Source organism: Virgisporangium aurantiacum, from assembly GCF_016863635.1.
Lineage (GTDB): Bacteria > Actinomycetota > Actinomycetes > Mycobacteriales > Micromonosporaceae > Virgisporangium > Virgisporangium aurantiacum.
The window spans coordinates 143,081-165,515 of the sequence record NZ_BOPG01000031.1 but is presented as its reverse complement, the minus strand read 5'-3'; the positions used below and the strand labels follow the sequence as shown (position 1 = coordinate 165,515).

20 protein-coding genes are annotated in these 22,435 nt (G+C 71.8%); 12 read left to right on the top strand and 8 right to left on the bottom strand.

Annotated features, from left to right (window positions below):
* Positions 1 to 30 precede the first annotated feature (30 nt).
* A complete protein-coding gene (locus tag Vau01_RS24775; RefSeq protein WP_203996810.1) occupies positions 31 to 642 on the top strand; it encodes a TetR/AcrR family transcriptional regulator in 612 nt (203 codons plus the stop codon).
* Positions 639 to 1,436: a maleylpyruvate isomerase family mycothiol-dependent enzyme gene (locus tag Vau01_RS24770; protein WP_203996808.1), complete on the top strand. Its 798-nt coding sequence runs from the start codon at positions 639 to 641 to the stop codon at positions 1,434 to 1,436. The genes Vau01_RS24775 and Vau01_RS24770 overlap by 4 nt, the downstream gene beginning before the upstream one ends.
* A gap of 45 nt (positions 1,437 to 1,481) precedes the next feature.
* Here Vau01_RS24770 and Vau01_RS24765 read toward each other — a convergent pair whose 3' ends face one another.
* Positions 1,482 to 2,849 carry a glycoside hydrolase family 6 protein gene (locus Vau01_RS24765; RefSeq protein WP_203996806.1) on the bottom strand — a complete coding sequence of 456 codons (1,368 nt, stop codon included), beginning with the start codon at positions 2,847 to 2,849 and terminating at the stop codon, positions 1,482 to 1,484.
* A gap of 141 nt (positions 2,850 to 2,990) precedes the next feature.
* Here Vau01_RS24765 and Vau01_RS24760 point away from each other — a divergent pair, with 141 nt between their 5' ends.
* The 5 genes from Vau01_RS24760 to infA all read left to right on the top strand — a co-directional run bounded on the left by Vau01_RS24760 (position 2,991) and on the right by infA (position 6,989).
* Positions 2,991 to 4,130 (top strand): aminotransferase, encoded by a 1,140-nt coding sequence (locus tag Vau01_RS24760; RefSeq protein WP_203996805.1) that lies wholly within the window; start codon positions 2,991 to 2,993, stop codon positions 4,128 to 4,130.
* 61 nt (positions 4,131 to 4,191) lie between these two features.
* Positions 4,192 to 5,094, top strand: coding sequence for a UbiA prenyltransferase family protein (locus tag Vau01_RS24755; RefSeq protein WP_203996803.1), 903 nt, complete (start codon positions 4,192 to 4,194; stop codon positions 5,092 to 5,094).
* 37 nt (positions 5,095 to 5,131) lie between these two features.
* The gene (locus tag Vau01_RS24750; protein ID WP_308440482.1) at positions 5,132 to 5,710 is read left to right on the top strand and encodes a 2-thiouracil desulfurase family protein; all 579 of its coding nucleotides are present in this window, start codon (positions 5,132 to 5,134) and stop codon (positions 5,708 to 5,710) included.
* 264 nt (positions 5,711 to 5,974) lie between these two features.
* Positions 5,975 to 6,736 (top strand): GNAT family N-acetyltransferase, encoded by a 762-nt coding sequence (locus Vau01_RS24745; RefSeq protein ID WP_203996799.1) that lies wholly within the window; start codon positions 5,975 to 5,977, stop codon positions 6,734 to 6,736.
* Positions 6,737 to 6,764: 28 nt separating this feature from the next.
* Complete coding sequence (infA, locus tag Vau01_RS24740) at positions 6,765 to 6,989, top strand: translation initiation factor IF-1 (protein ID WP_203996796.1); 225 nt, start codon at positions 6,765 to 6,767, stop codon at positions 6,987 to 6,989.
* Here the strand turns inward: infA and Vau01_RS24735 are convergent.
* From Vau01_RS24735 to Vau01_RS24725, 3 genes are read right to left on the bottom strand one after another with little or no spacing between them, the layout of a single operon-like run.
* Positions 6,986 to 8,488, bottom strand: coding sequence for a sugar ABC transporter ATP-binding protein (locus Vau01_RS24735; RefSeq protein WP_203996795.1), 1,503 nt, complete (start codon positions 8,486 to 8,488; stop codon positions 6,986 to 6,988). The genes infA and Vau01_RS24735 overlap by 4 nt on opposite strands.
* A 3-nt stretch (positions 8,489 to 8,491) precedes the next feature.
* A complete protein-coding gene (locus tag Vau01_RS24730; RefSeq protein WP_203996793.1) occupies positions 8,492 to 9,553 on the bottom strand; it encodes a sugar ABC transporter substrate-binding protein in 1,062 nt (353 codons plus the stop codon).
* Between the two features lie 11 nt (positions 9,554 to 9,564).
* Positions 9,565 to 10,587 carry an ABC transporter permease gene (locus tag Vau01_RS24725; protein ID WP_203996791.1) on the bottom strand — a complete coding sequence of 341 codons (1,023 nt, stop codon included), beginning with the start codon at positions 10,585 to 10,587 and terminating at the stop codon, positions 9,565 to 9,567.
* A gap of 132 nt (positions 10,588 to 10,719) precedes the next feature.
* Between Vau01_RS24725 and Vau01_RS24720 the strand changes: the two genes are divergently transcribed.
* The 3 genes from Vau01_RS24720 to Vau01_RS24710 are packed head-to-tail and all read left to right on the top strand — an operon-like array spanning position 10,720 to position 13,882.
* A complete protein-coding gene (locus Vau01_RS24720; protein WP_203996790.1) occupies positions 10,720 to 11,451 on the top strand; it encodes an SDR family NAD(P)-dependent oxidoreductase in 732 nt (243 codons plus the stop codon).
* Positions 11,451 to 13,064 carry a thiamine pyrophosphate-binding protein gene (locus tag Vau01_RS24715; RefSeq protein ID WP_203996789.1) on the top strand — a complete coding sequence of 538 codons (1,614 nt, stop codon included), beginning with the start codon at positions 11,451 to 11,453 and terminating at the stop codon, positions 13,062 to 13,064. Before Vau01_RS24720 ends, Vau01_RS24715 begins: the two co-directional genes overlap by 1 nt.
* Positions 13,065 to 13,114: 50 nt before the next feature.
* Positions 13,115 to 13,882, top strand: a complete 768-nt coding sequence (locus Vau01_RS24710; RefSeq protein WP_203996787.1) for an IclR family transcriptional regulator — start codon at positions 13,115 to 13,117, stop codon at positions 13,880 to 13,882.
* Between the two features lie 3 nt (positions 13,883 to 13,885).
* Here the strand turns inward: Vau01_RS24710 and Vau01_RS24705 are convergent, their stop codons facing one another.
* Genes Vau01_RS24705 through Vau01_RS24695 form a run of 3 tightly spaced genes read right to left on the bottom strand, consistent with a single transcriptional unit; the run spans position 13,886 to position 16,536 of the window.
* Positions 13,886 to 14,623 carry a class I SAM-dependent methyltransferase gene (locus Vau01_RS24705; protein WP_203996785.1) on the bottom strand — a complete coding sequence of 246 codons (738 nt, stop codon included), beginning with the start codon at positions 14,621 to 14,623 and terminating at the stop codon, positions 13,886 to 13,888.
* A 12-nt stretch (positions 14,624 to 14,635) separates the two neighbouring features.
* Positions 14,636 to 15,814: an ABC transporter permease gene (locus Vau01_RS24700; protein WP_203996783.1), complete on the bottom strand. Its 1,179-nt coding sequence runs from the start codon at positions 15,812 to 15,814 to the stop codon at positions 14,636 to 14,638.
* Positions 15,811 to 16,536, bottom strand: a complete 726-nt coding sequence (locus tag Vau01_RS24695) for an ABC transporter ATP-binding protein (protein WP_373320308.1) — start codon at positions 16,534 to 16,536, stop codon at positions 15,811 to 15,813. Before Vau01_RS24695 ends, Vau01_RS24700 begins: the two co-directional genes overlap by 4 nt.
* 86 nt (positions 16,537 to 16,622) lie before the next feature.
* On the opposite strand from Vau01_RS24695, the gene Vau01_RS24690 reads away from it, so the two are divergent.
* Complete coding sequence (locus Vau01_RS24690) at positions 16,623 to 18,239, top strand: hypothetical protein (protein ID WP_203996781.1); 1,617 nt, start codon at positions 16,623 to 16,625, stop codon at positions 18,237 to 18,239.
* A gap of 203 nt (positions 18,240 to 18,442) precedes the next feature.
* The gene (locus Vau01_RS24685) at positions 18,443 to 19,969 is read left to right on the top strand and encodes a hypothetical protein (RefSeq protein WP_203996779.1); all 1,527 of its coding nucleotides are present in this window, start codon (positions 18,443 to 18,445) and stop codon (positions 19,967 to 19,969) included.
* Here Vau01_RS24685 and fxsT read toward each other — a convergent pair.
* The gene (gene fxsT, locus Vau01_RS24680) at positions 19,963 to 22,434 is read right to left on the bottom strand and encodes an FxSxx-COOH system tetratricopeptide repeat protein (RefSeq protein ID WP_203996777.1); all 2,472 of its coding nucleotides are present in this window, start codon (positions 22,432 to 22,434) and stop codon (positions 19,963 to 19,965) included. The genes Vau01_RS24685 and fxsT overlap by 7 nt on opposite strands.
* Between the last annotated feature and the right edge of the window lies 1 nt (position 22,435).

The window sequence follows — 22,435 nt, the reverse complement described above, 5'->3', positions numbered from 1 at the left end:
GGCCGTACCGGATGACCCACACTCCTAATCATGTTAGGCAGTCCGAACCGCGATAGGAAAACCGAACGCCGTTCGGCGACGCGGCGGGAGATCATCGACGCCGGCTGGCGCCTCGCGCGCGACAAGGGTCTCGCCCAGGTGACCCTGCGCGAGGTGGCCGAGCTGGTCGGCATGCGGGCGCCGTCGCTCTACACCCATTTCGCGTCCAAGAACGCCATCTACGACGCGATGTTCGGCGACGCCTGGACCCAGTACCGCGACTACGCAACGGCCGCGGAGTCCGGCGAACCACCGACCAGCCGGGCCGCCCTGCGGTACTACGCCCGGGTCTACTTCGACTTCGCCGTCGCGTTCCCGGCCCGCAATCAGCTGATGAGCCTGCGGACGATTCCGGACTTCACCCCGACCGCGAAGGCGTACGCCCCGTCGATCGCGGTGATGACGGACCTCACCGCCCGCATGGCCCGCCACGGGGTGACCGGGCAGGAGGACATCGACCTGTTCGTCGCGATCGTCGCCGGCATGGTCGACACCCAGCTCGCCAACGACCCCGGCGGTGACCGGTGGTCCCGCCTGCTCGACCGCGCCATCGACATGTTCTCCGACAACCTCGGCATCACCGATGAAGGGAGTCGACCGTGACCACCACCCGAACGACCGCGCCCAGCCGGTCCACACGGCGGGTCGCGCCGATCGACCACGACCCCGCCATGCGGCTCGCCGCCACGGAATACGAACGGGGCGGCGAGCTCCTGGCCGGGCTCGCGCCGGAGCAGTGGGCGGCACCGACCGTCAACACCGGATGGGACGTCCGCGCGACCGTGGGTCACATGGTCGGCATGATGGACATGGTCAGCGGCGTTCCCCGGCTCATCCGCCAGCAGGTCGCCGCCATGCGGGCGGCCCGCCGCGCCGGCGCGCCGACGTCGATCGACGAGCTGACCGCGCTGCAGGTGCGCCTCAACGCCGGGCTGACGGCGGCGGACCTGGTCGCCCGGTACCGTGCGCTGGCCCCGAAAGCGGTGCGCGGGCGCCGGCGGGTACCGGGCCTCGTCCGCCGCCGGACCCTCCCCGAACGCCAACTGGTCGACGGGCAGCTGGAGTGGTGGACGATCGGATACCTCGTCGACATCATCCTGACCCGCGACCCGTTCATGCACCGCCTGGACATCCACGCGGCAACCGGCCTTCCGCCCCGGATCACCGCGGAGCACGAGGGACGCATCGTCGACCAGGTCGTGCGGGAATGGGCCGACCGGCACGGCCGGCCGTACACGCTCGACCTCACCGGCCCCGCGGGCGGCCACTGGTCCAGCGGCGACGCCGAGCCGATCAGCCTCGACGCTCTGGACTTCTGCCGCATCGTGTCCGGCCGACCCGCCGCGACGACGGCGGTCGAGCCCACCGGGCTCCTCACCACCGCGGTGCCGTTCTGACCGGCGCCGGGCGGGCGCTCGTGGCACCCGCCCGGCGTCGTGGTGCTACGGGCTGGTGCAGGTGAGCGTCGGGGTCGAGTTGGTTCCGCTCCACGTCCCGTTGAAGCCGAACGAGGTCGACGCGCCGGCACCCAGCGTGCCGTTGTGCGGTGCGTTGCGGACGGCGTGCGCGGCGCCGCTGGGCGTGTCCACCCCGTTCCAGAGCTGGCTGATGGTCTGGCCGTTGGCGAACGTCCACCGCACGATCCAGCTGCCGATGGCCGAGGTGCCGGCCCGCACGGTGACCGTCGCGCCGAAACCGTTGTTCCACTGGCTGTCGATCCGGTAGGTCGCCGAGCAGGCACCGGGCGGGGTGTTGGGCGACGAACTGCTGCTCGAGGGCGGGGTCGACGGTGACGACGAACTCGGCGGCGGGCTGTTCGGCGGCGGGCTCGACGGCGGGGTCACCGGCGGCGCGACGCCGTTGGCCAGGCTGAACGCCAACTGGGGCTGGAAGCTGCCGGCCTGGAACGCGCACCCGTCGGCCTCACCCGGGAGCTTGACCCACAGGTACCCGTCGATGTTGGCGTCCCCGGTGTCCAGCGTCGGGTACCGGCCGAGGCGCCGGTCGGTGTTGTCGTCGCCGCACCAGTCGCCGGCGGCGCCGCCGTTGCGGCTGGTGTCGATGATCTGCCGCTTACCGGAGACCCCGGCACCGTTGAGCGCGGAGATGATCTGCCGGCCGTAGTTGACCTCGCTGCTCGTGGAGTTGAAGTTCGACACGTTGGTGTAGAACCCGTCGGCGAACTGGATGCCGGCCGCACGCAGCCGGTTGGCCTGCTCCGACGCGGAGTTCCAGGTGGAATGGCCACCGTCGAGGTACACCTTGGCGTTCGGGTTGGCGGACTTGATGGTCTGCGTGGCCTGGCTCAGCGCGGCGTTGCGGGCGGCCAACGTCTGCTGGTTGAGGCAGGTCTGCAGCGCGATCGAGTCGGTCTCCAGGATGATCACGACGAGCCGGTTGCCGAGGCCGCGGGAGAAGTTGCCCACCCACGTCTGGTACTGGTTGAGATCCGGCGCGCCACCGGCGCTCGCGCCGCCGCAGTCGCGGTTGGTGATCTCGTACACCGAGATCACCGGTACCTGGTTGGCCGCGTTGGCGGCGCCGACGAAGGCGGCCGCCTCCTGCTGCGCCGTCGAGATGTTGAAGTTGGCGAACCAGCGTGCCTGGGGTTGGCTGGCGATGTTGGTGCGGATGACCGCGGCGCGCGAGTCACCGCCGTTGGCGGCGACCCACCGCACGACGTTGGAGTCGGGGTCGCGGTAGAGCGTGCCGGACAGCGAGCCGGCCGACGCCGACCCGCTGCCGAGCCAGACGCCGGCCGCGGCGACCGCGACGACGCCGGCGACGAGCACCGGCGCCATGCGGCGCATTGATCGAGGGACATGAGTGAACAATGTCCTGCCTCCTGGGGGTGAAGAGACGGGCGGGGGTCCAGCGACCGTCGCACGTTCTTCCGCCGGATGCCACGCGAGGCGTTACTGAAAACGGTACATATTCGGCAACATATGGGAGTGCGACTCAACCACAGGACGGTCGGCGAGATCGACTCGCCGATCGGCACGACGTACGCGCTCGTCGACGGCCGGGACCCGGGCGGGCTGCTCGACCTCGCCCAGGCGGCGCCGCGGTACCCACCGCCGCCCGAGATCGTCGACCACATCGCCGCCACCGCGCGCCGACCGGACGGCTCGGGCTACGTGGAGATCGCCGGGCTTCCGCGCCTGCGGGAGGCCGTCGCCGCCGAGGTGCGGGCCGCCTACGGCGGGCGGGTGGACGCCGACCAGGTCGTCGTGACGGCCGGCTGCAACCAGGCGTTCTGTCTGGTGGCGTCGGCGCTCGCGGGTCCCGGCGACGAGGTGGTCCTGGTCCTGCCGTACTACTTCAACCACGACATGTGGCTGCGGATGAACGGCATCGTGCCGGTGTACCTGGAGACTCCCACGGCCGCGGAGGCGGAGCGCGTGATCACCCCGCGGACGCGGGCGATCGTCCTGGTGTCGCCCGGCAACCCGAGCGGGGTGACGGCCGATCCAGCCGCGATCGTGGACCTGTTCCGGGTGGCCGCGCGCCACGACATCGCGTTGATCCTGGACGAGACCTACCGGGTCTTCCGCGACACCGAGGAGCCGGCCCATCCGCTGTTCGCCGACCCGGACTGGCCGCGGACGCTGGTGAGCCTGCACAGCTTCTCGAAGGAGTTCGCCATCCCGGGCCACCGGGTGGGCGCGGTGATCGGCTCGACCGACCTCGGCCGCGAGGTGGCGAAGCTGCTCGACTGCGTGGCGATCTGCGCTCCCCGGATCGGGCAGGAGGCGGCCTGGGCCGGCCTGACGATGGCCACGGACTGGCGGCGCGCCCGCGCGCTGGAGGTCGCCGCGAAACGGCGGTGGTTCACCGAGGCGATGGAGCGCCGGCCCGGGGGCTTCGAGCTGGTGTCGGTCGGCGGGTTCTTCGGCTGGATCCGGCACCCGTTCGCCGGGCGCCCCACCGGGGACGTGGTGCGCGACCTCGTCACCCGGTGCGACGTACTGGTGATCCCCGGCACCGCGTTCATGCCCGACGACCGCCGGATGCTACGGGTCAGCGTCGGCAACGCCGACCGGGCCGCGCTCGTCGACTTCGCCGACCGCCTCGCGCGGTTCGCGCGGTAGCCGATCCGGGAGCGGTGCAGGTCTCAGTGACGGCACAGGGTCCGAGGAAGATCATTGGGGCATGACCCAGGTGCTCGATCGACCCGCTGCGGTGCTCGTCGCGGTCTCCCGGCCCTGGTTCTGGCCGGTGTCGTGGGTGCCCGCCTACGCCGGCACCGTCCTCGCCGGCCGGGCCTGGCTGCCCGATCGGGCCGACCTGCCGCGCGCCGCGGTGGCGCTGCTGGTCCTCGGCCCGCTCATCTGGGGCGCCGTTCTCGCCCAGAACGACCTGTACGACCTGCCCAGCGACCGTGTCAACCCGCGTAAGGGAACCGCCCCGCTGGTCACCGGCGCGGTCTCCGCGTCCCGCCTCCGCGTCTGGTACCGCGTCATCGCCGTCGCGGCGCTGGTCGCGGCCGTGTTCGTCGGGCCGCTGTTCGTGCCCGGCGTCCTCGGCGTGCTGCTGCTCGGCTGGGCGTACAGCGTGCCGCCGCTGCGGCTCAAGACCCGTCCCGGCTGGGACGTCGCAGTCAACTCCCTCGTCGTCGGTGTCGTGTCGCCGGCGGCCGGCTGGTCGATCACCCGCCCGCCGTGGGAGTTCCCGTGGGAGTTCGGGCTGATCGGTTTCCTGTTCACTGCGGCGCTGTACGTTCCCACGACCGTGACCGACCTGGCCGCCGACACGAGCGCCGGCGACACCACGTTCGCCGTGCGTTTCGGCCGCCGGTTCGCGTACCGGCTCGGGCTCGTCCTGTGGGCCGCGGCGCTGCTGATCTCCCTCGCCTGCGCCTGGCTCGACGTCGTCGTTCCGCGCGCGACACTCGTGCCGCAACTGCTCATGGCACCGGTCCTGTTCGCCGTCTACGCCGCGCTGACCCGCCGCCCGTCCATCACCAGACTGGCGATGATCTCGATGCTGTTCGGCATCCCCACCATCGGCTTCGCCGTCGCCTACATCGGCGGGCTGCCCGGCATCCTCCGGTAGCGCAAGGTCGCGGCCTGAGACAGCGGCAACGGCTATCATGCGGGCCTGTGAAGCCCGGGAGTCTGATCATGCATGCCGCGGTCGTGCACACGAGGATCGCTCGGCTGCCATGTTGAAAGTGCTTGTGAGCGGCTGCCTTGGCGGCGCCCCGATCCGTTTCAACGAGACCGGTGTGCCGGTCAGCTCCCCGATCTGGCGACGGTGGGCGTCCGAGGGACGTCTCGTGTCACTGTGTCCAGAACTGGCCGTCGGCTTCCCGGTGCCGCGCCCGCCGGCCGAGATCGTCGCCGGCAGCGCGGCCGACGTCCTCGACGGTCGGGCGCGGGTGCACGAGGTCTCGGGCCGCGACGTCACGGAACTGTTCCGGGCGGCGGCCCGCCGAGCCCTCGACCGGGCGATCCAGTCCGGTGTCGCACTCGCCGTCCTGGTCGACGGCAGCCCGACCTGCGGCAGCACCTACATTCACGACGGGACCTTCACCGGCGTCACCGTCGCCGGGCGCGGCGTCGCGGCCGAGGCATTGCGCCGCCACGGCATCCCCGTGTTCGCTCACCATGAACTGGACCGGGCAGCCGCCACGCTCGCGGACCTGGAACGCCGCACCGACCGCGACTGACCCGGCGGCGCATCGCCGGGTCTGCTGCTCGATGCCGCGATGACCTCCTCAGGCACTACAGCCGCGAGGTTGACGCCCAGGCCGGGAACGATTGGACGCCGCGGCCGGACGCTGGTAGCCTCCACGGCGCCGTGACACTCCTCGAGGAGGTGAGACCCGTGAACGTTGTTTCGATGTGGGTGCTCCCCCTCGTCGTCACGGATCGGCCACTGACGTAGGTGTCGCCGAGGGCGCCCGACAAGGCGACCCGAAAGGCACCCATCTATGAATCCTGTGGAATTCAGCCATGTGCTGATCTCGCGCGTGGCGGCCGACCAGTGGCACGCGCTGGAAGACGACCTCGTGATCGGCCGCGGTGCGATGTCGCACCGGCCCGACGGGCTGATGTTCGTCAGCATCGACGCCTGGCACGACGCGGCCTTCGCCCGGCTGGCCGAGGTCATGCTCGCGGCCCTGCCGAGGCCGCTGCACACGGTGGTCGACGAGGCCGATCTCGACCTGACCGCCCAGTGGCAGCGTGCCGGCTTCACGACCCGCCGGCGCGAGTGGGAGTACGCCGTACCCACCGACCCGCACGCCACCGGCCTCGGCCCGCCGCCGCCGGATGTGACGGTGCTGGGCCTCGGCCGGGCGGAGGAGGCACCGCTACGCGACCTGGACCGCACCATCCGCGCCGAGATCGAGGCCGGTCCCGGCTGGCAGGACATGCCGGCCGAGGTCATCGCGGTCCCCGGGCTCGACCCGTCGAAGTACATCGTGGCGACGCGGTCCGGCCGGTACGCGGGTCTGCTGCGGGTCGCGATGATGACCCGCCGGCCCCGGATCGGGCTGATCGCCGTCCGGGCCGACCACCGACGCGGCGGCATCGCCCGGGCGCTGCTGGCCCACGCGCTGGGCGCGCTGCACCGCGTCGGCAAGGACGCCGCCTCGGCCGAAATCACCGAGTCCAACGTGGCCGCCACGGCGCTGTTCGAGGGCATCGGAGCCCGGCGCACCGGCAGCAACCTCGAACTCGTCATCCGCTGACCGCACGAACCGAACGGAGGGACCGACGATGGCTAGAACATCGACCGGCATCGAAATAGAAGGCACCGTCCTCGAATGCCTGCGCAACGCCATCTTCCGGGTGGAACTCACGAACGGCCACAAGATAATGGCCCACATCAGCGGGAAGATCCGGAAGAACTACATCAAGATCCTTCCCTACGACCGGGTGCTCGTGGAGCTGAGCCCCTACGACCTCACGAAGGGCCGGATCATCTTCCGTTACCGCAACTAGGCCGGTTGGGCGCCGGCGTTCATGGCGTGCAGGAGGGCGTGCTCGGTCAGGTCCTCCCGGGTCAGCGAACCCGACACCGCCCCGCGCCGGAAGATGACCACCCGGTCGCAGACCTCGGCCAGTTCGGCCGGGTCGGTCGAGCACATCAGCACGATCTTCCCGGCCGCGGCGAGCCCGCGGATGATCTGGTGCATGTCGGCCTTCACCCCGACGTCGACGCCGCGGGTCGGGTCGTCGAGCAGGACCACCTCGGGGTCGGCCTGCAGCCACTTCGCGAACACGACCTTCTGCTGGTTCCCGCCGGACAGCGACCCGACCGGGTCGCCGGGTTCGGCCCGGATCCGCAGGTCGGCGATGTGGCGCCGGGCGATCGCCGCGGCCCGCGACCGGCGCAGCAGGAAACCGCCGTCGCGGCGGGCCAGCCAGCCGACGCTGGTGATGTTGGCCGCGACGGTGGCGTCGAGCATCAGGCCGAGGCCGGTCCGGTCGCCGGGAACGAACGCGATCCGGCGCCGGACCGCCTCCGTGGTGGTGCGCGGCCGGCCCCGGCCGTCGGGCAGGTGGACGCTGCCGGCGGTCGGCACCGCCCGGCCCCAGAGCAGATCGAGGACGGCCGAGTGGCCGGCGCCCTGCAACCCGGCCAGCCCCACCACCTCACCGGCGGCGGCGGTGAGGTGGACGCCGGACAGGCGGCCGGCCACGGTGACGTCCTCGATGACGACTCGGCGGCCCGACTCAGGCCCGGCAGCCATCGGGGCCGCGCCGGCGGGTGACGCGGCCGCGGCCTCGCCGAGCATCGCGGTCACCATCTCGGTGACGCTCAGCCGGCCGATCGGCACCTCGCTGCGCACGTTGGAGCCGTCGCGCAGGATCGTCACGCGGTCGGCGAGCGCCGTCACCTCCTCCAGGAAGTGCGACACGTACAGCACCGCCACACCCCGGCCGGTGATGGTGCGGATCACCGCGTGCAGCCGCTCGACGGCCGGTGCCGGCAGCGCCGAGGTCGGCTCGTCGAGGATCACGATGTGCGGGTCGGCCAGCAGTGCCCGGCAGATCTCCAGCAGCTGCCGGCGGGCCAGGTCCAGCTCGCCGACCCGGGTCCGCAACGGGATGTCGCCCAGGCCCAGTTCGTCGAGCAGCGGACCGGCGCGGCGGGTCATCTCGGCCCGGTCGAGCCGGCCGAACCGCACCGGCTCGGTGGTGACGAACAGGTTGCCCAGCACGTCCAGGTCGCCGAAGAGGCTCAGCTCCTGGAACACCACCGCGATCCCGTGGCGGCGGGCGTCGGCCGGACCGCCGAGCCGGATCTCGGCGCCGTCGACCGTGAGCCGGCCGGTGTCCGGCGCGGTGACGCCGGCCATGATTTTCACCAGCGTGGACTTGCCCGCGCCGTTCTCGCCGAGCAGCGCGTGCACCTCCCCCGGTGCCAGCCGCAGGCCGGCACCGGACAGCGCGGTCACGCCGCCGTACCGCTTGGAGATGTCGGTGGCGTGGAGCATCGGTCAGCGGGCGTCTTTGAGCGGCCGGAGATACGAATCGGGGTCCGCGAAGATCTTCTTCGCGTCCTCGGCGATGCCGGCGCGGCGCGACGCGTCGTCCTTCTGCCGGGCCAGGATCTTGTCGATGTTGCTGCTGTCGACGATCAGGCCCGGTGTGTAGAACCAGCCCTTCGGCAGGTCCTTGCCGGCCTTCACGGCCTCGGCCAGCAGCCGCATCGCGACGTAGCCCTTGAGGTAGTGCTCCGGGGAGATGGTGACGAAGTTGGTGCCGTCCTTGACCGCCTCCAGCGTCTTCGCGTCGAGGTCGAAGCCGCCGGACAGCCACTTGCCGCCGGTCTCCTTCTTCAGGCGCGCCAGCGAATAGCTGTCGGCGTCACCCACCCCGAGGAACGCCAGCGCGCCGGCGTTCGCCCGGACCTGCGACGACCACGCGTTGTAGCTCTGGCCGGGATCGCTGAACGTCTGGAACGGACCCTTGACCGTGATGCCCGGCAGCTTCTTGGCGAACGTGTCCTGGATGCCCTTGGCCCGCATGTCCAGCACCGGGACACCGGGGTTGGGCACGCCCAGCACCACCGTGCCGGACGCGTTCGGCGGCAGCCGCTTGATGGCCTCGTCGGCGAGTTGGGTGCCCAGTTCGTAGTTGTCGTTGCCGACGTACAGCTCGACCTTGCTGCCTTCCAACGGCACCGTGTCCAGCGCGACGATCGGGATGCCCTTGTCGACCGCCTGCGCGTAGGGGCGGGTGAACAGGTCCGGCGCCAGGTTCTCGACCACCGAGCCGTCCTTGTGGGTGGTGGTCGCGTTCTGGAACATCTGGACCTCCTGCGGCCCGTCGGTGGTCGGCGGGCCGACCACCAGCAGGTCGATGCCGCCGGTCTCCTCCGCGGCGAACTTGCCGCCGTTGGCCATTTCCAGCGCGAAGTTCAGGCTGATGTTCGCGACGACGAACGACATCTTCTTGTCGCCACCGCCGCTTCCACCATCGGAATCGGAGTCGCAGGCCGTCGCACCGAAAGCGCCGAGGGCGGCAATGAGAACGAGGACGGCGGGCAAGCGGGTCATCGAGAATCCCTTCAACGTGAGCGGCGGGCGGCCCTCGCCTGGCGCAGCCCGCTGTCGAGCGCGACGGCCAGCAGGATGACGGCGCCGGTGGCGAAGGTCGTCCAGTTGATGGGGACGCTGAAGAAGACGAGGCTGGCGGCGACCACGCTCAGGATGAGCGAGCCGATCGCCGCGCCCGGCACCGAACCGGTGCCGCCCCGCAACGGCGTGCCACCGATGATCGCGGCGGCGATCGCCATCAGCTCGTAGCCCTGGCCGACGGTCGGGTCGCCGGCCGCGAAGAACGACAGCGCCAGCACGCCGGACAGGCTGGCGAACAGTCCGGTGACGGCCAGGGCGGTGATCCTGACCCGGTTGACGGGGATGCCGGTGAACGCGGCCGCCTCCGGGTTGGAGCCGACCGCCCGGACCTGTGCGCCGAACCGGGTCTGGGTGAAGACGACGGTCATCACGGCCACGGACAGGATCAGCGCCCACACCGCGCCCGGCAGCCCGAGCACCTTGCCGCCGACCACCTGGAACAGCGGGTGGTCCAGGCTCAGGCCGCCGACCTGGTGGCCGCCGCTCAGCGCGAGCGCGAGCCCCTTGTAGAGCGACAGCGTGCCGAGCGTGGCGATGAACGACGGCACCCGGATGTAGGTGGTGAACAGCCCGTTGGCGACGCCGAGGACGGCACCCGACACCAGCGCGAGCGCGGCGGCGAGCCACGGGTCGAGCCCGCCGCGGATCAGCAGCGCGCCGATCACGATGCTCAGCGCGTACGTGCCGCCGACCGACAGGTCGACCTCGCGCATCGCCAACGCGAACACCATGCCGACCGCGATGATGCCGATGTAGGACGACTGCCGGGCGATCTCCAGCAGGTTGCCGGAGTCCCAGAAGTCGTTGCGGAACCCGCCGACCACGACGACGAGCACGATCAGGACGCCGAGCACGCCGGCCTCGTCCACGATCCGGAAACGGCGTCGCCCCCGCGTGGACGGCGGCGGAGCCGGCTCGCCGGGCAGCTCGGTCTTCGGGCCGGACATCGACATCCACCGCCTCCTTCCGCACTCCGGCAGGTGTGCAGCAGGGTGGTCGCGGAACGTCGGGCTCACAAGGGATGCGTTCCGCCCAATGAAATGCGGGCCTTGTCGGCGGGCAAGGCCCGGGTGGACGCTGCGGCAATGCGCGTCGCCCTCGTCACCGGATCGGCCCGCGGCCTCGGGCAGGAGTTCGCCGTCGCGCTGGCCGGCGCGGGCCATGCCGTGGTCGGGCTGGACATCGCCGACCAGGTGGAGACGCGGGACCTGCTACGGGCGGCGGGCGGCCGGTTCCTGGGCCTGACGGTCGACGTCACCGACGAGGCGGCCGTGGCGGAGGCGGTGCGCACTGCGGTCGACCGGTTCGGTGCCCTGCACATCGTGGTGAACAACGCGGGCGTCTACCCGCCGATCGAGTTCGAGAAGACGACGCTGGCCGACTGGCACCGCGTCATGCGGCTGAACCTGGACGGCCCGTTCCTGGTGACCCGGGCCGCGCTGCCGCACCTGCGGGCCGCCGGGTGGGGGCGGATCGTCAACATCGTCTCGGCGGTGGTGTTCCTCGGGCCGCCGGAACTGGTCGCCTACACCACCTCGAAGGCCGGGCTCGTCGGGTTCACCCGGTCGCTCGCCACCGCGGTCGGCGGCGACGGCATCACCGTCAACGCGATCGCGCCGGGCCTGCTGGACACCGCGACCGCCGCGGCGACCACCGGCGCCGACGGCGGTTTCGAACGGGTCCGGGCGCTGCAGGCGGTCCCCCGCACCGGACGCGCGGACGACCTGGTGTCCACGCTGCTGTACGTGTGCGCCGAGGGCAGCGGGTTCCTCACCGGTCAGACGATCAACGTCGACGGCGGGTCGGCAAGGCATTGATGAGACCCGTAGACGCGCTGCTCGCGATCCTCCGCGACGAGGGTGTGCGGCACGTGTTCGGCAACCCCGGCACGACCGAACTGCCGCTGCTCGACGCGCTCGCCGACGCCCCCGACCTGCGCTACGTGCTCGGCCTGCAGGAGGCGTCGGTGGTCGCGATGGCCGACGGGTACGCCCGCGCCACCGGCCGGACCGCGTTCGTCAACCTGCACGTGGCCGCCGGCCTGGCCAACGGGCTGATCGGCCTGATCAACGCGGCCCGGTCGCGGACCCCGCTGGTGGTGCTCGCCGGCCAGCAGGACCGTCGTCACCTCCTCCAGGACCCGATGCTCTCCGGCGACCTGGTCGGCCTCGCCCGCCCGGTGGCCAAGTCGGCCGTCGAGGTGCAGCACGCCCACGACCTGCCGACGGTGCTGCGTCGGGCGTTCGCGGAGGCGGTGCGGGCGCCGGCCGGCCCGGTGTTCGTCTCGGTGCCGATGGACCTGCTCGCCGAGTCCTCGACGGTCGCGGTGCCGGAAAGATCCGTCGTCGCCGGTCCCGGACCCGCGGTCGACCTCGACCGCGCGCTCACGCTGTTGGGCGACGCGACCGCGCCGGTGATCGTCGCCGGCGACGGGGTGGGCCGCGACGGCGCCGTCGCCGACCTGGTGTGCGTGGCCGAGCGGCTGGGCGCGCCGGTCTACCACCAGCCGATGCACGACGGCGTCGACTTTCCCGGCAACCACCCGCTGCACCTGGGCATGCTGCCGCCGCGCAACGCCGCGATCCGGGCGGCGCTGGAGCCGCACGACGTCGTCCTGATCGTCGGCTGCCACGCGTTCATGCCGCACCACTACACGCCCGGTCCGGCGATCCCCGACGGCGCCGCCGTGGTGCAGGTGGACGTCGACCCGGCCGAGCTCGGACGGAACTTCCCGGTCGCCGCGGGCCTGCAGGGCGCGCTCGGCCCGACGCTGCGGGCGCTGGCCGCGGCGCTGCCGGACCGGTCGGCGCGGCAGGCCGCGGTGACGGTCCGCTCCGCGTCGGCCCGCGCCGAGCGGGACGCCGAGGCCCGCGACCGGTACGGGCCGGCGCCGCTGGACCCGCTCGCCGCGATGCACGCGGTGGCGGCGGGGCTGCCGGCCGACGCGGTCGTGGTCGAGGAGGCCATCACCGCCGGCATCGCGCTGCGGTCGGTGCTGCGGCTGGACCGGCCCCGGTCGTACGTGCACACCGTCGGCGGCGGGCTGGGCTGGGGAATCGGCGCGGCCGTCGGCACCCGGATGGGCGACCCGACCCGACCGGTCGTCGCGGTGCTCGGCGACGGGTGCGCCATGTTCGGCCTGCAGGGACTGTGGAGCGCGGTGCGCTACCGGCAGCCGGTGACGTTCGTCGTGGTGAACAACGGCGAGTACCGGACGCTCAAGGACACCCTCGACGCGATGGCCGGCCGGTCGGCGCAGCTGGGTTCCTACGTGGGCCTCGACCTGCCCGGGATCGACTGGCGGGCCGCCGCGGCGACGTTCGGCCTCGAATACACGCGGGTCGCCGGCGCCGACGCGCTGCGGGCGGTCGTGGCGGAACGGCGATCGGAGCCGCTGCTGGTCGACGTGCCGGTCACGGGTCATCACTGACTCTTGCTCTTGCTCTTGCCCGTCCGGCGCCCAGGCACCACGATCTGGGCATGCCCCCACCGGAGCACCGACCCGAGGCGCCCAAGTCCGTGCTGGCGCGGGGACTTCGCCTGCTCGACGCGTTCGGGGCGACCGACGGGGAGCTGAGCCTGAGCGTCCTCGCCGAGCGCACCGGCCTGCCCAAGCCCACCGCGCACCGGCTCCTCAACGAGCTCGTCGCCTGGGGCGGGCTGGAACGCACCAGCGGCGGCTACCGGCTGGGCATCGGCCTGTTCGTGCTCGGCCAGCGGGTGCCGCGGCACCGCGCGCTGCGCGAGGCCGCGCTGCCGTACATGGAGGACCTGTACGAGGCGACGCACGAGAACATCCACCTCGCCGTTCCCTCGGACACCGACACGCTGTTCCTGGAGAAGGTGAACGGGCGCCGGTCGACCCCGATCGTCTCGCGGGTCGGCGGTCGCCTGCCGGCCCACTGCACCGCGACGGGCAAGGTCTTCCTCGCCTACGGCACCCCCGACCGGATGCGGCAGGTGTGCGAGGCCGGGCTGGCCCGGCTGACCCCGCGGACCGTCATCATGCCCGGCCTGCTGCGCCAGGAGGTGGCCCGGGCCCGCGAGCGGGGCTACGGGCTCAACCGGGAGGAGGCCGAGGTCGGCGTCTCGGCGGTGGCCGCCCCCGTCTTCGACCGCCGCCGCACCGTGATCGCCGCGATCTCCGTCACCGGATGGGCCCGGGACCTGGAACTGGAACGGCTCGCGCCGGCCGTCCGCACGGCGGCGATGGCGCTGTCGCGGGAACTGGCCCGCGACGGCACCTGACGGTCAGCGCAGGGCCAGGACCACCGCGTAGTTGGAGTCGGTTTCCGGCCCCGGCTCGACGGTGTCGATCCGCCATGGTGACCCGGCCAGCACGTCGGTCAACTCCGCGACGGTGAGAAGCCAGTACTCGAACCAGTCCGTCGCCACGTTCGCGTGCCGGACCCGCAGCCGCAACTGGCCGCCGGACCGCCCGCGCTCGCGGTTGCGCGCGTGGTAGGCCGCGTGCACCGGGTCGACGGTGCGGTACGGGTCGGTGCCCGAGCCCAGGATCCGCGCGCCCGGTGCCGCCACCGCGCCGAGCGCCGCCAGCCGACCGGGCGCCAATTCGGGCGACCCGAGCAGGCCCAGGTTGTTCCCGAACAGCAGCAGCGTGTCGAACGGCCCCGCCGGCAACCGGTCGATGTCCCCGAGGGAGACGTCCAGGCCGCGGTCGCGGCACACCGCCACCGCCCCGGCCGACGGGTCGACGCCGTGCACCTCGAGACCCCGGTCGCGCAGTGCGATCATGTGCCGCCCGGCGCCGCAGCCGACGTCCAGCACCCGCCCCCGTGCGTGCGGCAGGACCGCCGCCTCCTGCGGCGACCAGGAGTCGACCCCGCTGATGTAGCGGGAGGCATCGGTGGCGCCGACGAACCCGTCGTCCCGCTCGACGACCTCGATGGCCCGGCCCGGCACGCCGCCGGCGGCCCAGCACCGGCGCAGCAGGTTTCCGAACGCGTCCCCGAGCACCGGTCCCGTCACCGTCGAAGACTCTCACTCCGTCCGCAGGGCGTCCACGACCTTGACCCGGCCGCCCGTGCGGAGGACGGCGTTGCGGTAGATGCGCCCCGCCAACCACACCAGCCCGACGATGAGCAGCAGCGTGAGACCGATCGACACGGCCACCTGCCATACCGGTGCGACGCCGAGCGCCGACCGCATCGGCATGAGGATCGGCGCGAAGAACGGAACGAGCGACAGCACCGCCACGAACCCGTTGTCGGGGTCGGACGGAAGGACGAAGACACCGGCCAGGTACGGCAGGGCGATGAGCAGCACGGCCGGCGCGGTGACGCCGCCGACGTCCTCCTGCCGGGACACGAGCGCGCCGAGGGCGGCGAACACGAGTGCGTAGACGACGTAGCCGAGCAGGAACCACACCACCGCCCAGAGTGCCGTGCCGCCGGCGAGGCCGGACGGGAACGTGACCGAGTCGGTCGCGTAGCCGGTCGCCAGACCCGCCGCCAGCACGGCCGCGAGTTGGGCCAGGCCGACCAGCCCGATGCCCAGCACCTTGCCGGCCATGAGTTGCCACGGTCGGATCGTCGCGAGGAGGATCTCGACGATCCGGCTCGTCTTCTCCTCCACGACGCCCTGCGTCACCAGCTGTCCGTAGATCATGATCGCCATGTACACGAGGAAGCTGACGGCGAACGCGAGCAGCAGCCGGGCGCCCTCGTGCTCGCGCGGTGGGTCGAGGGTCCGCACGGCGAACGTGACCGAGTCGACGGCGTTGTTCACCGCCACCGGGTCACCGCCCACGCGGGCGATCTGCTCGTCGAGGGCGATCCGGCGGGCGAGCACGGTGAGGGCGACGCGCAGGTCCTCGGGCAGGTCCTCCTTGACGACCACCCGCAGTGCGGCCGGCGTGCCCGTGACCAGGGCGTCGAGCTCGCCGTCGTGAACCCGCCGCTCCCCGGCCGTCTCGTCGACGGCGCTCGTCGTGACGGTCTCCCCGACCGACGACGCCACCGACCGGAACGGTTCGGCCAGGTGCGCCACCGACGGCGTGAAGCCGACCGTGCTGTCCGTTCCGCCGGCACCGATCAGGTTGGCGGCGACGACGGCGCCCACCACGGCGAGGACCATGATGACGCCGCTGATGCGGTACACCTTCGAGCCTGTGCGCGCGCTGATCTCGCGGCCGGCGACGAGCCGCACGACGCCGGTCATGCGTCACTCCCGTCCGTGCTGACGACGTGCCGGAACAGGTCCGCCACCGAGGTCCGCCGTTGGCCGGACCCGCGCACCGGCTCGATCGCGACCATCCGCCCACCGCGGACGATGCCCACCCGGTCGCAGAGCCGTTCGACCAGGTCGAGCTGGTGGCTGGAGAACATCACCGGGATGCCCTCGGCGGCCTTCTCCCGCAGCACCTCGCTCATCACGTCGACCGCGACCGGGTCCAGGCCCGAGAACGGCTCGTCGAGCACGAGGACCCGCGGATCGTGCACCAGCGACGCGGCGAGCTGGACGCGTTGCTGGTTGCCCAGGCTCAGCTTCTGCACCTCGTCGTCGCGGCGACCGGCGACGTCGAGGCGCTCGAGCCACCGGTCGGTGGAGGCCTTCGCGGCGGCGGCGGACATGCCGTGCAGGCGGGCGAGGTAGGTCAGCTGGCTGCCGACCGTCATCTTCGGGTACAGCCCGCGCTCCTCCGGCAGGTAGCCGATCCGGCGCCGGGTCGACAGCGTCAGCGGCCGGCCGGCCCACCGGACCTCGCCCGCGTCCGGCGCCAGCACGCCCAGGATCACCCGCATCGCGGTGGTCTTGCCGGCGCCGTTGCTCCCGACGAACCCGTAGAGCTCCCCCGCGCGGACGTCGAAGGTCATGTCCCGCAGGGCGACCACCTCGCCGTACCGTTTCGAGATTCCGTCGACGTCAAGCCCGTCGGTCATGTCGCTCCCCTCGCCCAGATGTCGCAAGCTTTGTCTCAATATGGTGAGACAAAGCTTGCTACAAGTCAACGCGATACCGTCCTTGGATGCGTCCGGTGCCGTCCGCTGATCGCACGCTGGTCGTCCAGCGTTTCCAACTCGCCGCGACCGCCTCCGTCTTCATGGGCGCGAAACTCAACGAGTCCGCCGACCGTTTCTTCGACACGATCGCGCGCGTCGGCGCCGAGGACCCGGCGGTGTTCGACGACGTGATCGCGCTGGTCGAGGGTCTCGCGCGGCAGGCGTACCACCCGATGATGCTCGCCGCCGAGGCGCTCGCCGGTTGCCTGCTCCGCTCCGACGACTTCGCGCCCGTCGTGCGCGGCTGGGCGCACCGCCCGCATCCCCGCGCGAGAACCGCCGCCGTCGCCGCGTACTCGAAGGCGTCCGACTTCGACCGCGCGAAGGTCGACGTCGACACGCTCGCCGAGCTGATCGTCCGTCTCGACGCCGCACCGGGCGACGCCGACAAGGTCACGCGGTCCTATCTCGGCCGGATCGCCTGCAAGCTGCGCGACACCGACGACGGCGCGCGCCTGATCGAGCTGATGGCCGGCCGGGGCCCCGAGTTCCGGATCCAGGCCGCGCACGCGATCGCCTCCGACCTGTCCACCGAACCGCCGGAGCGGCACCTCGAGGTGCTCCGCGCCATGACGCCGATCCCGCTGTCGAACGCGGAACCGCCACGGCGCTACTTCTGGCTCTTCCTGTCGCTGATCTACGACGCCGACCCGTCGGTGGCACGGGACGCCCAGTACGCACTCCAACTGATCCGCACCTCGTGGCCGGAGTTGTGGAACAGGTTCGTGAACTTCCGCGGCCGGGTCATGGCCGACGCGCCGGCCGTCGACGGGATCGCGGCGCCGCCCGGGCCGTACGCCACCGACGCCGCGGCCGCCGTCGACGCGGCCCTCGCCGACCTGCGCGCGCGTACCGGCCGCGAGTGGACGCGTGACGAGCTGGCCCGTCTCACCCACCACGACCTCGCCCGTTCCGAGGACCCGGCACCCGACTCGCGCGGCGTCCTGTTCGCGCTGCGGGCGCCCCGCGAGAGCAACCAGCAGTGGGGGGTGCTCACCTGGGATCCGGACCTCCTCGACCAGGACCAGCAAGCAGAGGCCGCCGGGGAGGAACCGATCCGCGCCGTCGGGTCACCGAGGCTCTTCCTCTCCTACCGCTGGAGCCACGCGGTCGACACGAGCGGCGGCCTCGACTTCTTCGCCGGTGCGCTGTTCGGCCGCGGATACGACCTGGTCTTCGACCGCGATCCCCGCCACCTCGACAAGCACCTGACGGCCTACGACGTGCTCCTGCTCCTCTACGGCTGCACGCACTTCGTTCCGCTGCTGACCGACGAACTCGTCGACTATCTCGCCGGACCGCCACGCACCGGGAAGACCCCGATCGACCTGGAGATGGAACTCGCCCGCACGCTCGAGGCCGAGGGCAGGCTGCGGTGGCTTCCGACCCGCCTGGACAGTCCCTGGCCGTCGGACGAGCTCTTCCCGACGCGGCTGTTCCAGGTGGTCGCCACGTTCCCGGACGGCCGCCGGGAGGAATCGGAGCCGATGGAGCGGATCCGGGTGCGCGCGGCGCTCGCCCGGGCCCGGGCGATCCGTGACGTCGTGAGCGTCGAGGTCCACGACGTCACACCGTCCGCGTGAGCGGAGGTACCGCATTGACGCGGTGCCGGGATCCCACCCGGCTTGCCGCCCCGACCGCTCGTGGATCTTGGAAAACGATGGTCGCCATGGCAACCACAGATTTCCAAGATTCGGAGTTGGCGGGTGTGCTCGCGGCCGACCGTTCCCATGATCTTGTGTTCATCGATACCTGGTAATCTCCGTTGCCAACGGGGGAGGTACTCATGCGCAAATTCTGGGCGCGAGCCATGTCCGTCGCCGTCATCGTCGCGGCGGTGGTTGTCGGCGGTAAGGCCACCGCCGACCCGGTTCCGATTCCGGATCCGTACGTCTTCACGTCGGCCGATGTCGGGTTCATCGACGGCAGTGACCCGGCCGGCCGGGCCGGGCGGATCGCCGACATGGACGCCTACGTCGGCGCCAAGAAGCCGATCATCCGCATCGACCTGTTCTGGGACCAGGTGCAGCCGTGCGCCACCTGCCCGCTCAACTGGACCGCGCTCGACGCCATGGTCGACGCGGCCTACGCGCAGGGCGTGCGCGTCCTGCTGATTCTGGACTACTCGGTGCCGTGGGCGAACGGTGGCCGCGCCAACAACTACTTCCCGACCGACGACGGCGCCTGGGCCGCCATCGTGGCGCAGGCGGTGGCCCACTTCGGGCCCAGAGTGCAGGCGTACGAGGTGTGGAACGAGCCGAACATCAGCGCGTTCGGCAACTACGGCGACAACAGCGTCGACGTGCGCGCAGGCCGCTACTGGGAGCTGACGAGGATCGCCTACCAGCAGGTGAAAGCGGGCTGTGCCGGCTGCGTGGTGCTGGCCGGCGGCTCGGCGGGCGGCGACGCCTACACGGTGAACAACCGGATCTACAACGACAACGAGGCCCGGGACTGGCTGGAGTGGGCCTACCAGCACAACTTTGGCGGCTACTTCGACGCCGTGGCCTACCACCCGTACCCCGACTGGGGCGGCGGCCACCTCCCGTCGTACGCGAAGATCCCGTGCGACCGGGACTGGTACCGGTTCTGGTCCGGGTTCGGGCCCGACGATCCCGCCTGCGGCGGCCTCGCGGCGCTGCGCGACGTGATGGTCCGCCACGGCGACGCGGCGAAGAAGATCTGGGCCACCGAGTTCGGGTTCCCCAGCGCCGGCTCGCGGCAACCCCAGTCACCGGAGCACGTCCGCGACGCCCTCGAGGAGGGCGTACGGATGTGGCGGTCCCGGCCGTACACCGGGCCGCTGTTCGTCTACTCCTTCCAGGACACCCAGAAGGAGTTTGCGTTGTGCGCCAACCCGAACGAGGGCGAGTGCCACTTCGGGCTGCGCGACAACGACGGCAATCCCAAGGAGCCGATGTACAGCGACGTCCGCGCGGCGTTGTCCGGGGACACCTGGCTGGCGGCGCTCTCCCCCGGCCGGTCGCTGTTCCGCGGCGCGGCGATGACGTCCAACGACGGCCGGTTCACGCTGTGGATGCAGGCCGACGGCAACCTGGTGCTCTACGACGTCCGCACCGGCACCCCGAGGGCCAGCTGGGTCCAGGGGAACCAGCGCGCGTACCGGCTCTCCAACCAGCACGACGGCAACCTCGTCCTGTACGACCAGGCCGACAACGCGCTGTGGGCGTCCGGCACCAGCGGCAAGGGTGACTCGACCCTCTGGCTGCAGGACGACGGCAACCTCGTGCTGTACGCGCACAACCCGGCCCCGCCGAAGCCGACCTGGGCGAGCAACACCGTCGTTCAGTGAGCAACCGGGTGGTCGGGGGGCGAGACCTCCGCGAGCAGGGCGAGACACCTGGCCATGTCCGGATCGTCGTCGCCGAGCACCTTGCGCAACCGCGGAAGCGTCTGCCCGGCCAGTTCGTGAGCCGCGGTCGTGTTGCCCAGCAGCAACTGGTCCTCGGCGAGATGCAGGGCCGAACGCAACGTGTCGGGGTGGTCCTCGCCGAGCACCTCGCGCCGCTCGGCGAGGGTGCGTTCCTCCAACTGCCGGGCGTCGTCGGTCCGACCCAGCAGGCGCAGGTCTTCCGCGAGGTTGTGGGCCGCCCGCAGGGTGTCCGGGTGCGACTCGCCCAGAATCTCGCGATACCGCCGGAACGTCTTGTCGTGCAACTCCATCGCGGCGGCGAGGTCGCCGAGAACTCTCAGGTCGGCCGCGAGATTCGTGGCCGACAACAGGGTGTCGATGTGGTGCTCGCCGAGCACGTGACGCCGTCGGGACAACGTCTCCTCGTTCAGGGTGCGTGCCGCGTCCGCGCTGCCGAGCAGGCGGAGATTGACCGCGACACCGTTGGCAGCGTGCAGGGTGTCCGGGTGGTCGGACCCGAACAGCCGATCCGACGTCACCATCACGTTCTCGTAGTACCCGAGCGCTTCGGCATACCGGCCGAGATGTGACAGCCCGTGCCCGACGCGCACGGCAGCCGTCAGGGTGTGCGGGTGCTCCGGCCCGAGGCGGGTTCGCCAATCGTCGACGAGCTGCCGGGCCAGGTCGAGACCGGCCTGGGTGTCTCCCCGCACCAGCAGGTACCGGCAGGCCTCCAACAGGACGGCCCGGGTGTCGTCGTCCGCGTCGCTCGCGACGGCCACCAGCAGGTGGGGAAGCAGCCTGGCCCAGGGGTGCCACGTCGCCGGATCGTCCGGACGGCCGGGGCGGGCCACGGCGAGCACCCGGTGGATGATCCGGCGGAACTCCGCCTGGCGCGGCTCCGCCAGTTGCCCTCGGACGACCGCCTGGACCAACGGGTGCAGCTGAAGCCCCTCCTGGTCGACCCGGGCCAGTCCGAACCGGCCGACGTTGCCCACCACGATCCGCAGCGCCCGCCGTTCCCGGACGATGGCCGACAGGGGTTCACCGAGTTTGTTCGCGGCTGCCGAGAAGAGCGTCAACGGGATCGGCGCGGCGCCGAGGAACGCGCAGAGCCGCAGCAGTTGCGAGCCGGCCGGCTCCTGCGCCTCCAGCCTGGCCATCGACAGGGCGACGGCCGCCGCGAGCGACGCCGGGTAGGACACCGGCCGGCCGTCGTCGAGAATCCTGGCCGCCTCGGTCTCCAGAAGGTCGAGATACTCGGCGACCGGCATCCCGGTCTCGGCCAGAATCGCCGCCGCCTGGGCGACCGCGAGCGGAAGGTCGGCCAGCGCGGCGGCCAGCCGGTCGGCGTCGGGCTTCGTCATTCCGGAGACCTGACGCCGGAGCAGCGCGACCGACTCCCGACGCGCGAACAGCTCGACCTCCATGACGTGTCCGACCTCGGGCCAGCCGGGCGTCCGCGACGAGATCAGCACGTGGCCGGGTCCGTCGGGCAGCCAGGTGCGCAACTCGTCGGCGTCCTCCGCGTTGTCGAAGACCAGCAACCACCGGCCGGTTGTCCGCAGGTGGCGACCCAACGCCCGGACGGCGAGGCGGGTCTCCGCCTCCGCTCCGGTCACTCCGGCCTCCGCGGCCGACGCCGCCAGCTGTTCCCCGATCAGCTCCGGCTGGTCGGCGCGGATCCACCACGCCAGGTCGTAGTCGTTCGCGAACCGGTGCGAGTACTCGACGAGCAGTTGGGTCTTGCCGACGCCCCCGATCCCGTGCAGCACCTGAATGCGGGCGGTACCGCCGGCGAGCAGTTGTTCCCGCAGGCGGATGAGCATCCCGTCGCGGCCCACGAAACTGGGGTTCCGCGGCGGCACGTTCCACGTGCCGGGCAGGACACCCGGCAGGCGCGGGCCGGACACGGTCACCGCCGAAGCCGCGGAAGCCGAAGCCGAAGCCGAAGCCGCCGAAGCGGACACCGCCGGACCGCCCGGAAAGTGCGGTGGCCGGTCACCGGGTCCGACGGGGCCGCCGACGGCGCCGAGCAGCGTCTCCCGCGCCCGGTCCTCCGGCATTCCGAACAGTGCCGGCGCGATCAACGGTCGGAGCAGGCTGGGTACGTTGGCGTCCTCGATACGAACCGGCACGAGCCGGCGCGACCGCTGCTCGTCGTGCAGCAACGCCGCGGACCACTCCGCGGTCGTGTACCGGTGCGCCTCGAAGTACGCGGACGAGAACAACGCGAGCACACAGTCGGCGTTCTCGAGCGCGTCGCGCATGCGGACGACGAAGTTGTCGCCGGCCGCCCAGTCCCAGGTGTCCAAGCTGACCGAGTGGCCGGCCGACATGATCTGCCAACCGGCCCATTCGGCCCACGCCCGGTCCCGCCCCGCATGGCTGACGAAGACGTGCACC